This is a genomic window from Rheinheimera sp. (assembly GCF_020217005.1).
GTDB lineage: Bacteria > Pseudomonadota > Gammaproteobacteria > Enterobacterales > Alteromonadaceae > Pararheinheimera.
Genome location: NZ_JAIWOI010000111.1, coordinates 1 through 10,000 on the forward strand (window position 1 = coordinate 1; position 10,000 = coordinate 10,000).

A 10,000-nucleotide genomic window follows, 5' to 3' on the forward strand; every position below is an offset into this window, starting at 1 on the left:
GTTTCAGACCGAGTTCAGTAGCAAAAGCCCAACGTAATTCCAATGGCGATAAATACGGATCCGGAATATAGGCAATTTTCCAGTCATCCGGCGCTTCATTCATCAACTTACGGCACAACATTGTTTTGCCTGTACCCACTTCGCCTGTCACTTTAATAAAACCTTCACCGACATTTAAGGCAGTGGTCAGCACTTGCATGGCTTCATGGTGCTGAGGCAAATTCACATAAAACGCCGTGTTTGGTGTCAGACTAAAAGGGCTTTGCTGTAAACCAAAGTGGCGTAAATACAACATAATCAGTTCTTCGGATACCATTGGTCGATCAAATCGGCAGATTGCTTCAGCTGTTGCTGCATGGCTCCGCTGGACGATACCGTAGGTTTGATCAAAATAATCAGCTCTTTTTTCCGCTCGACTTTGCTGATGCTGGTAAAGAGTTTTCCAAATAAAGGTACGGAACCCAGCACCGGTACTTTGGATTCGTTGTCGCTGATGGTGGATTGCATTAAGCCACCAATCACCACAATTTCTCCATTACGGGCTTTGATAATGGTATCGGACTCACGGATATTGGTTTGAGCTGAAGGCAAAGTATAGGAACTGGTGCCTCCCAGGTTAATGGACTTGCTCAATTCATTGGTCTCTGACACAGACGGATGCACATGTAAAATCACGTCACCATCCACATTAATCTGTGGCGTGACATCCAAAGCTATACCGGAAAAAAATGGTTCCAGCTCCGGAATAGGCACATCTCTGGTAATGCCTGTTCCAGTACCCGTTGTATCTGTCAGGTTAGAGCTACTGTTGACACCAGTGACATAATATTCGTCTGAACCTACTTTGATCACTGCTTTCTGGTTATTAATAGCCGTGACACGGGGGCTAGACAGCACCTGAGCGTTGCCTTGAGTTTCCAGCAGATTAATAACGCCGCTAAAGTCATCGCCTTCAAAACCTATACTGCCTAAACCACCGATTTGAGCGGTAATATTGTTGCCAAGATTAAAGCTGTTATTGCTGAAACTGATGTCCGTTGATCCAATAGTGCCTGCTATTTTGCTCCAGTTAATACCTTGCTGATAATCATCATTCAGAGTGACCTCAATGATTTTCACCTCCAGTATGACCTGACGTTGTAAGCTGGCTTCCGTTTGGCCTAAATAGGCTCTTACGGCTTCTATTTCAGCCGGTAAGCCCCGCACTGTGACTAAGCCCGCCTGCGGACTGACAACCACAGCCCTGTCAGGACCCGAGCCCATCACGCCGGTGATTGCTTCTTTTAAATCTTTCCAGAAATCAGTTTCACTGCTGCTATGTACTGAACTACCGTTACCTTGGCCATTTTGGCTGTTTTGGCCGTTCTGATTCGTACCATTCTGATTGGAGTTATTCTGGTTATTATTCTGACCACTATTCTGGCCGTTATTGTTGGAGTTGCTGCTATTGCCCTGAGACGAGGAAATGCCACCTGCTGTGACAGAAATTGAAGAGCTGCCGGAACGTTGCATCAGCAAATAATTCACCGGAATGGTTTCAGTACGTAAGCCACCTGGCATAATTTTATAAATAGAGCCTTGTTGCTGTATATGATAACCATACAACTGCTCAATAACGGCAAAAGCCTCGTTTAACGTAACCTGTTTTAAATCCAGCGTTATTTGTCCTGTAACCGCAGGATGAATAGCAACACTGTACTCAGTGTCTGCAACCAAAGAAGTGAAAAAGTCCGCGACATCGACATTCGCAGCAGCCACATTAAAGCGCTGTTGGATCAGCTGTGCCTGTTGCATAGGGCTGGTCAGGGCTAACAAATCCTGAGTCACACTATCTGGCACGGCCAATGTGGCCGGTTGTTGCTGGCTTTGTTGTTCAGCCAGGGCAGCTTTGGCCTGTGCAGGAATCTTAGTCTCCTGCATCCCCTGACAAGCAGCTAAACCTAAGCTGATGAAAGCTAACGTGAAGTAGTTTTTGTTAAAATAATTCATTGAGTTTTCATCGCTTTAAACAAATTTAAGGTTAAACGTTCATTTGCTCTCTGTAGCACCACTTGTTGACGATTGATACTCAGGACCTGATAGCCTTCAATTTCATCGCCTTGTTTCACGGATACGCCGTTAATCAAAGCCATATGCTCTCCCTGCACTTGTTTGATCAAACCCAGCCTGAATTTAACATTGGGTTCTGTCACTTCAGTATCTACTTCAGACAGAGCTGCAGCTTCGATCATGGCAGCATCAGGCCTGGTCGGGTCCGATGCCGACTGCGCCGCACAGCTAAGAATCAAACACAGGCTACAGCTTAATATAACTTTCATTGTCACTCACTGTCAGTAAATGCAGGGTCAGCTCTGCATCTGGATATTCTGTCACTTTGTAGTCAATACTTTGCCAGCCTAATGACCAGGACAACGCATCCAGCCGGGTTAACACCTCAGCTAAGGAAAAATAGTCTCCCGTTAAGACCACTACAGTTGAATGCTGGTAAATCACAGCTTTATTGTCGGTACCTTGTTCTGCAAAGGTTAAAGGCACAGGAGGTTTGGCAAGCACAGACTTCATTTTAACTTTATTACTGCTTTTAAGTACGTCCTGTAACACCAGCGCCATACGCTCAGAGCCGATAAAATAACTGGTCAGCTTTGAAATTTGTTGCTGCAACTGCTGTTCCTGGCTACGCAACATGTCCAGCTCTTTTCGAAAATTGCCATCAATATCCACTCCAGCTTGTTGCTGCAAAGAGACTAAAGTTGCCTGTTGTTGCTGCAAAGTGTTGCTGGCACCGAGAATTTGTTGCTCCACTTTTCTCAGATTTTCAAAAGCAGGGATCAAAGATTGAAACATAAACAACCACAGACAGACCAACAGGCTACCTATCAATGCACTGTATTTTTCCCGTTGTTTGAGTGCCTTAAAACGTTCAGACAACTGTTGCCAGGCGCTCATGGTTTAGCCTCCGCCACACCCTCTGTCGGCGAGGAAGAAGTAACCTTAAACACCAGTGCTTCAGTTTTATCCGTTTGCTTTATTTCAAACTGAGAAAAACTATGCCCTTTAAAAAATGCCGTATCACTTAAACGACTCAGCCATTTAGGTAACAATTCAGCCTGAGTGACATAACCACTAAACTGGCTAGATGTTGCATTTAAACTAAAGCTACTCAGCCAGAAACCATCTGGGTCTATGTTCGCAAGATACTGAAATACCGGAGAATATTGCACTGAAGTCTTACGTTGTTCATTTTGTACAAATAGCAGCAACTTTTGTTTCTGCGCAATGATCTGGTTCAGCTCAGTGCGCTGCTTTACCAGTTCAGGTGCAGGTTGGCGGTTACCGAGAGTCTGTTGTAACTGGGCTAATTCCTGAGTTTGTGTTTTGACTTGCTGTTGCAAAGCTGCAAGTTGTTTTTGTTTTGATTCAGTGTGCATAGTCAAAACAAAACCTGCCAACAACAGAACAGCACAAAGGCCTAAGGTACTGCTGACTAACAGCTTTAAACTGATTTTTTCTTTAACCGGCTGTAAGGCCGTCACATAGAGATTAACCCGCAGCTTCAAGGTTTACCTCCATTTGTGCACAAAGAGGTTCAATAGCGCCAGCCAACGCCAGCCAATACTGACCAAACTGTTCGGCTGATATCTGCACTCTGATGTCTTTGGCGGATACAGCAAATACCTGAGAAAAACCATTCTGTATAAACAATTGCACTATGTCAGCCTGATTCGAGTTGGCTAAAAGCAATGCAATTTCCCGGACAGGAGCCTGTTTCAACTGACCTTCGAAGTAATCAATAGACCTTTGCAGCTCCAGCAATAAATTATCAAACACACCTTGCTGTAATTCGTCCACACTGAACTGGTCCAGACGATTAAATCCCCGCAGGCGTCTGGAGAAACACAAATGGCCCTGCTGCATGATTTGTACCGCCAAATCCTGTCCCGGCTGGTGCGACACCAGCATCATGGCTTGTTCTTTAACAGGTAATAAATTTCTGGCCAACCATTCTTCCGGCTGGATCCCAACTAAATTCAGTTTATTTTGTACGAACAAGGCAACTATATCCGCCAACCAGCTTTTGGAACTGACAACGACATTCACTTTGACGCCCTGCATTTGATTCTGTAAAGGCAAATCCAGATAGTCCAGCACCATATCATCATCAGGCAAGGTGACTAAGTCTTTAATAGTCCAGGGTAAAGCCAGCGATATTTCTTCATCCGGCACAGCAGGTTTATCGATCTGCAAAACCATATAACGTTCAGGTGGTATAACTAAAGTGCATTGACACTCAGCAGGTATTTTTGCCGCCAGGCTTTTAAATGCGGCTGATAGTTGCACCAGTGAACTGAATTGCTCATGGAAGACCTGCTCGACCTTTTGTGCGGTTTCGGATTGCTGACCGACCACGACAAGCTTTAGACTATTGGCCGACAAATGAAACCCGGCGAAGGAAGTGCCAGGTTTTTTAGTGAATTTAAGATGCGCCAATAGCTTTGTTAACATAAGGGAAAATACTGCCTACTGTTCTTTCTTATAGTATTGTAACGCCAAATTAGCATGAAAACGATAAAAATGATAAAAAATTCGTTCCAAATTTACAATTTATTATGAAAATAAATACAGCACCACACTGGCAAAAGGTTTCACATCCTCTTCTGTCGCAGCATCAGACCGAACTCTGGGTGCGTTATACGCCCTCCGACAACCCCGATATATCCGGCAACAAGTTACTGAAACTAAAATACCAGCTGGAGCTGGCGCTGCAACAAAAATATCAGGGCTTGTTAACTTTTGGCGGTGCCTTTTCTAATCATCTACTGGCGACTGCGGCAGCTGCTGCCGAAAATAACCTGAAAAGCCTGGGTATAGTTCGTGGTGAAGAAGCTGACAAAGGCAATCCTACTTTAGCCATGTGTCAGTCATATGGCATGCAACTGCTCCCTGTTAGCCGCAGTTTTTATCAACGACGCCATCTTCAGGACAGCATACAACAGTTAAGTCGTGAGTATCCTGGCTACCTGATTATTCCTGAAGGCGGTACTTGTGAAGCGGCAGTCAGAGGGGTAAGTGAACTTGATTTGCGCCATACACCCAATGGCCCCGCCTCTATGCTCCTTTGCGCTGTTGGCAGCGGCGGCACTATAGCCGGTTTAATCCAGGGCGCAGCGAATACAGCTGTTATAGGTATTGCAGTAGTAAAAGATCAACAACTGCCAGACAAAATCAACGCCTTGTTACCAGCGTCGTCGCAGAGATCAAATTGGAGATTAGTGCAGGCATTGCACCAGCCGGCTTATGGCCGCTTTGACCAGAAACTCTGGCAGTTTTGTCAGTCTTTCGCCGGGCAGGGCTTAGAGTTAGAGCCTATTTATACAGGTAAAGCTTTGTATTCAGTGTTTGAACTAATCAGAAGAGGTGATATTCCTCAAGGCAGCCGCCTGAGCTTTTATCACACCGGAGGTCTGCAAGCCCTCAAAGGACTCGCTTACCGGGGCCTTATTCCGACAGCTGGTTTTGAGCGATAAGCCTCGCCAGCGGCTGACTAAAGTAGTACCCCTGAGCCCCAGTCACCCCCAGTTTTTTCAGACATTGCCATTCCTGATCCTGTTCTACACCTGTTGCTATCACTTTAATATCTTTGCCAATACAAGATGCCAGTAAACCCCGGATAAAAAGTTGCTGTTCCAGCTGTTGATCGATCCCCCGTATTACTGCTGGGTGAATTTTTAACATACGCACAGGTAATTCATCTGTATAGGGCGTGGCATCTAAACTTAAACCTACATGATCTACGATCAGTTCAAAGCCCCACTGCTGTAGTTGCAGCAGCTTTGGTTTCAGACTTTTGTATTGTTTGATTAAATGGTGTTCATGAAACTCAAGAGCCAAATGTTTGGCGACAATGGCGCCAAGGCTCAGCTGTTGTTGCAACCAATGCCACCAGGCATCATCCAACAAAGACTGGGTATTTAAGTTCACGCTGCAACGGCAATACTCCAATGCCTCAGTTTCACTCAGTCTGGCCACTTTGAGCAGCACATACTGGTCAATAGCACTGACTAAACCACAGTTCGCAGCCATAGGTAAAAACAGTGCGGCCGCCAATTTATCGCCATCACTGCTGGCAAGCCGCACCAGCACTTCATGCTGCAGCACATCATTGTCTTGCCAGGAAAAAACCGGCTGGAAACTCAGCATAAAACGATTTTCTTTCAGTGCATTATGCAATTCAGTCCGCCACCAGACCGAGCCTTTAATTTTAGGCTTTTGCGGATCATTAAAACCATAAGCCGCATTTGGCCCCTGTAACTGCGCGGTTTTTAATGCCATATCAGCTTCGGCCATCAGTTGATAGGAACTTTGTCCTTGCTGATACAACACAAAACCTATGTGGATCAGATCAAAATCCTGACAGTCTTCAAAGAAATTCGCCTGACTCAATACATGGGCCATCCGGTCCCCTAACTGCTCAGCCTCTTTTCCACTGAGACCAGGCACTAATAACACCAGATCATTGTCAGCCAGTCGCGCCAGCACTGCGTCAGGCCAGGCTGAAACCAGTTCGGCAATAAGCTCAACACAACCTCTTAAACGTTGTAATTTAACCAAAACAGAGAGTGCAGGTTCAGGATGTGATAACTGCACTAAAAATACTGCACCGCTGGCCACTTCTGTGCTTTCTGTCAGATAGTGATTAAGGCGACTTTCAAAAAACACTCTGTTGCCTATAGCAAGCTCATGATCGACCAGGCCTTGTACCCGCACCAATTGACGGATTTCACTATCACGTTTTTGCCAGTTTTGTAGCTTGAGCAGCACCCTTTGTAGTTGAGTCGCAGGGTTAGTACCGGCATGGAAAGGTAACTCCAGATGACTAAGCAATAGCTGAATTTGTAACTCAAGTTGCTGCAACTCTTGCTTAAATTGCCGCTGGTAAGAGTGGATCCAAAATAGCCAGCCCAACCAGAGGGCAAAAGGCAGATTAAGCAGGACGTAATATTGCATAGTCCAGCTTTGCGCCAATTCTGGTGACAAATGCAGAACCGGATTCGAACCGTCCAAAGCGATGAAGTCAGCCGCCTTGGCTGGAGGGCTATCCAGAAGTCTGAACTGACCTTGCTCGCTGATTAACCAGGATTGTTGCACCAGAGGCTGCAGTTGCAGCCATTGTTGCCATTGCCGCTGATGATGCTGCAGTTGTAACTGCCCAATGCCGTAAAAACTGATATTGACCAGCACAACCACCAGAACGCTCAACACAAGTTGCCATTGACGTTTTTTCTGCACTATCTGACTTAACCACATCACAACTCCTTTTGCCTGAGGCAACGAATGCTTTAAGTGTGAGTCAAATTTAGCTTTTATGCAGATTTTTTTGTTGCTATTCAGCACTCAAGCCAGGTACCAGACAAAAAGACCATGACTTTGGTATAGTGAAGTCAAATCATTAGAAAGAAAACAGGACAACAAGATGGAATGGCAAGTTGCAGGCTTTAGTCAGTTGGATTCGTATACTGTTTACGCCATGCTGCAATTAAGGGTGGATGTATTTGTGGTTGAACAAAACTGCCCTTACCCTGAATTGGATAATAAAGACTTACATCCGCAAACCCGGCATATTCTGCTGAAAAAGGGTGACAAAATCCTGGCTTATGCCCGGGTGTTAGCACCCGGGGTCAGTTATGAAAACAGCCCGGCTTTAGGCCGTATTTGTGTATCTCAAACAGCACGCCGGCTGGCTTTGGGCAGGGGGCTGGTCGATAAAGCTCTGGCTGTCGCCAGCAGTTGTTGGCCTGATATGGAGATCCGTATATCAGCCCAATGTTACCTGCAACGTTTTTATGAATCTTTTGGCTTTGTGGCCTGCAGCGAATCTTATCTGGAAGACGACATTCCGCATTTGGAAATGGTGCGTCCAGCCACGCCTTTGCATACAGAAACTGTTTAGAAGCATAGTCCTGTGCCCTGTTTTTTCTCAGGGTGCAGAACTAAGCGTCAGTACCATATAACTGCTCTGCACGATTAAACAGCACCCAGCTGGTCAGGATATATTTGTCATTCGATATTGGCACGCAACCTCTGTGGGTATGAGTAAAGTATGCGGGAGCTATCACCATTCGTCCTGCTTTGGGTTCAATAGCCTTATTCTGATAATAGAACTCAGTCTGGCCGCCTTCTGCCACATCGTTTAAGTAAAACATGAACAACAAGGTGCGGTGCAAAGGCTCGTTATTGGGCAGTTGTGGGTAAACCTCAGAATGCCAATAACCATAATTACCTCTGCCTTGCTGGTACTTTTGCATCTGGATAGGACCAAGCCTGTACAAAGTGCGCATAAAGTTATCGGCCTGAGGAGCGCCCAATTGTTGGTAGTTCTGTGCAGTAATAGACACCATGCGTTGCTCCGTCGGGTGAGCGACCGTCATACTAACAGGCCCGATCAGTGCAAAGTGATACTTTTTAAAATACTCGGCCACGTAACTGGTGGTGTATTTAGTGATTTGATGTAAGGCTGCCTGGTAGTCCTGATACTGGTTCAGGTAGAGATCGGTGCTTAGCTTTTTACTAGGATCGACACCACCGCCGGTGCGGCCCGCTACTTTGTGTGAGCTTTGCTCAAACATCAGTATCAGTTGCTGACAAAAGTCTTGTGGTAAGACATCATCGTACACTTCAATAAAATCATTCATAGTTTCAGGGTATTGTTATGTTTAAAGAAATCATTCAGCCGCGTTTTAATGAAACGGATGCTCTGGGTCATATCAACAATACAGTGCTGACGATGTGGTTTGAAGGGGCAAGGGATCCTATTTTCAAATTATTTACACCTGATCTTGATACCAAACAGTGGCGGTTAATACTGGCCAGCATCAGTGTGCAATTTAAAGCAGAGCTGTTTTATGGCCGTCCTGTTGAATTACGCACTGGTATCAGTAAGGTGGGCAATAGCTCCTTTGAAGTGCTGCAGCAAGCTTGGCAAAACGGCCAGTGTTGTGCTGAAGGTACAGCTGTATTGGTGCACTATGACTTTATTGCCAAACAAAAAAAGTTGCTAAGCGCAGAACAAAAAGCAGCCTTAAGCCAACATCTGCTTTCAGCCAGCTAATCTGGGAGTTGGTCGCGTGGCACTGGCAATTTGGCCTTTGGCTGATTAGTTTGAATGCTCCTGTATTTGAGAGAACTAACCACAATGAAAAAACTTCTGCTCTGCAGCCTGATTGCTATATCGCCACAACTGATGGCGTACGACCGTATTACCGGTGCTGATTTTGCCAGCCGCTCTGAAGTCATAGCACCTCACGCGATGGCCGCCACTAGTCAGCCATTAGCCACCCAAATTGCCCTGGACATTATGAAACAAGGCGGCACAGCGGTAGACGCTGCTATAGCTGCTAATGCAGCTTTAGGTTTAATGGAACCCACAGGGAATGGTATAGGTGGCGATTTGTATGCCATTATCTGGGACGGTAAAACCAATAAAATCTATGGCTTAAATGCCTCTGGCCGTTCGCCTAAAGGTTTAAGCTACAAGCAATTAGCGAAAGAGCTGAAAAAGCTTGGCCGTGAAGATTTGCCGCCTTATGGCATGTTGCCCATTAGCGTACCTGGTGCTGTAGACGGTTGGTTTGAAATGCACCAGAAGTTTGGCAAATTGCCTATGACACAAATTTTGCAGCCTGCCATTAGTTATGCTGAACAAGGTTTCCCTGTCAGTGAACTGATAGCGTATTACTGGGACAGATCTGTGCCCAAGTTAAAAGACCAGCCTGGTGATTTTGTCGGTACTTTTACTATCAATGGTAAAGCGCCGGCCAAAGGCGAGATGTTTAAAAACCCGGATTTAGCTGCCACTTATAAAGCTATAGCGACAGGCGGTCGAGATGCCTTTTACAAAGGTGATATTGCCAAAAGTATCGATGGCTTTATGAAAGCCAACGGTGGCTACCTGCGCTATGAAGATTTTGCCAGTCACAAATCGGACTGGGTAGAACCTGTATCG

12 protein-coding genes are annotated in these 10,000 nt (G+C 45.6%); 4 read left to right on the forward strand and 8 right to left on the reverse strand.

The window, feature by feature from the left end; genetic code table 11:
- The 6 genes from LDL40_RS05335 to LDL40_RS05360 form a co-directional block, all read right to left on the reverse strand.
- Positions 1-295, reverse strand: a 295-nt coding sequence (locus tag LDL40_RS05335) for an AAA family ATPase (RefSeq protein WP_300994136.1), incomplete at its 3' end; no start/stop codon positions are given.
- A 2-nt stretch (positions 296-297) separates the two neighbouring features.
- Entirely contained in the window at positions 298-1,989 is a 1,692-nt protein-coding gene (mshL, locus tag LDL40_RS05340) for a pilus (MSHA type) biogenesis protein MshL (RefSeq protein WP_300994137.1), read from the reverse strand.
- Positions 1,986-2,318, reverse strand: a complete 333-nt coding sequence (locus LDL40_RS05345; RefSeq protein WP_300994138.1) for a hypothetical protein — start codon at positions 2,316-2,318, stop codon at positions 1,986-1,988. Before LDL40_RS05345 ends, mshL begins: the two co-directional genes overlap by 4 nt.
- Positions 2,296-2,946 carry a hypothetical protein gene (locus tag LDL40_RS05350; protein WP_300994139.1) on the reverse strand — a complete coding sequence of 217 codons (651 nt, stop codon included), beginning with the start codon at positions 2,944-2,946 and terminating at the stop codon, positions 2,296-2,298. Before LDL40_RS05350 ends, LDL40_RS05345 begins: the two co-directional genes overlap by 23 nt.
- Positions 2,943-3,557 carry a PilN domain-containing protein gene (locus tag LDL40_RS05355; RefSeq protein ID WP_300994140.1) on the reverse strand — a complete coding sequence of 205 codons (615 nt, stop codon included), beginning with the start codon at positions 3,555-3,557 and terminating at the stop codon, positions 2,943-2,945. Before LDL40_RS05355 ends, LDL40_RS05350 begins: the two co-directional genes overlap by 4 nt.
- Positions 3,541-4,503 (reverse strand): hypothetical protein, encoded by a 963-nt coding sequence (locus tag LDL40_RS05360; protein WP_300994141.1) that lies wholly within the window; start codon positions 4,501-4,503, stop codon positions 3,541-3,543. Before LDL40_RS05360 ends, LDL40_RS05355 begins: the two co-directional genes overlap by 17 nt.
- A 104-nt stretch (positions 4,504-4,607) precedes the next feature.
- On the opposite strand from LDL40_RS05360, the gene LDL40_RS05365 reads away from it, so the two are divergent.
- Positions 4,608-5,525 carry a 1-aminocyclopropane-1-carboxylate deaminase/D-cysteine desulfhydrase gene (locus tag LDL40_RS05365; RefSeq protein WP_300994142.1) on the forward strand — a complete coding sequence of 306 codons (918 nt, stop codon included), beginning with the start codon at positions 4,608-4,610 and terminating at the stop codon, positions 5,523-5,525.
- Here the strand turns inward: LDL40_RS05365 and LDL40_RS05370 are convergent.
- A complete protein-coding gene (locus LDL40_RS05370; RefSeq protein WP_300994143.1) occupies positions 5,497-7,305 on the reverse strand; it encodes an EAL domain-containing protein in 1,809 nt (602 codons plus the stop codon). The two genes, LDL40_RS05365 and LDL40_RS05370, sit on opposite strands and share 29 nt — an antisense overlap.
- Positions 7,306-7,471: 166 nt before the next feature.
- Here LDL40_RS05370 and LDL40_RS05375 point away from each other — a divergent pair, with 166 nt between their 5' ends.
- Complete coding sequence (locus LDL40_RS05375; protein WP_300994144.1) at positions 7,472-7,948, forward strand: GNAT family N-acetyltransferase; 477 nt, start codon at positions 7,472-7,474, stop codon at positions 7,946-7,948.
- A 40-nt stretch (positions 7,949-7,988) separates the two neighbouring features.
- Here the strand turns inward: LDL40_RS05375 and LDL40_RS05380 are convergent, their stop codons facing one another.
- Entirely contained in the window at positions 7,989-8,690 is a 702-nt protein-coding gene (locus tag LDL40_RS05380; protein ID WP_300994145.1) for a 2OG-Fe(II) oxygenase, read from the reverse strand.
- Positions 8,691-8,707: 17 nt separating this feature from the next.
- Between LDL40_RS05380 and LDL40_RS05385 the strand changes: the two genes are divergently transcribed.
- Positions 8,708-9,106 carry a thioesterase family protein gene (locus LDL40_RS05385; RefSeq protein WP_300994146.1) on the forward strand — a complete coding sequence of 133 codons (399 nt, stop codon included), beginning with the start codon at positions 8,708-8,710 and terminating at the stop codon, positions 9,104-9,106.
- Between the two features lie 84 nt (positions 9,107-9,190).
- On the forward strand, positions 9,191-10,000 hold an 810-nt coding region (locus LDL40_RS05390; protein WP_300994147.1), incomplete at its 3' end, for a gamma-glutamyltransferase.

What these genes read in the sequence shown, in the direction of transcription:
- mshL (WP_300994137.1), bottom strand. Translation starts at nt 1,989, where the DNA reads ATGAATTATTTTAACAAAAACTACTTCACGTTAGCTTTCATCAGCTTA.
- LDL40_RS05345 (WP_300994138.1), bottom strand. Translation starts at nt 2,318, where the DNA reads ATGAAAGTTATATTAAGCTGTAGCCTGTGTTTGATTCTTAGCTGTGCG.
- LDL40_RS05350 (WP_300994139.1), bottom strand. Translation starts at nt 2,946, where the DNA reads ATGAGCGCCTGGCAACAGTTGTCTGAACGTTTTAAGGCACTCAAACAA.
- LDL40_RS05360 (WP_300994141.1), bottom strand. Translation starts at nt 4,503, where the DNA reads ATGTTAACAAAGCTATTGGCGCATCTTAAATTCACTAAAAAACCTGGC.
- LDL40_RS05365 (WP_300994142.1), top strand. Translation starts at nt 4,608, where the DNA reads ATGAAAATAAATACAGCACCACACTGGCAAAAGGTTTCACATCCTCTT.
- LDL40_RS05370 (WP_300994143.1), bottom strand. Translation starts at nt 7,305, where the DNA reads ATGTGGTTAAGTCAGATAGTGCAGAAAAAACGTCAATGGCAACTTGTG.
- LDL40_RS05375 (WP_300994144.1), top strand. Translation starts at nt 7,472, where the DNA reads ATGGAATGGCAAGTTGCAGGCTTTAGTCAGTTGGATTCGTATACTGTT.
- LDL40_RS05380 (WP_300994145.1), bottom strand. Translation starts at nt 8,690, where the DNA reads ATGAATGATTTTATTGAAGTGTACGATGATGTCTTACCACAAGACTTT.
- LDL40_RS05385 (WP_300994146.1), top strand. Translation starts at nt 8,708, where the DNA reads ATGTTTAAAGAAATCATTCAGCCGCGTTTTAATGAAACGGATGCTCTG.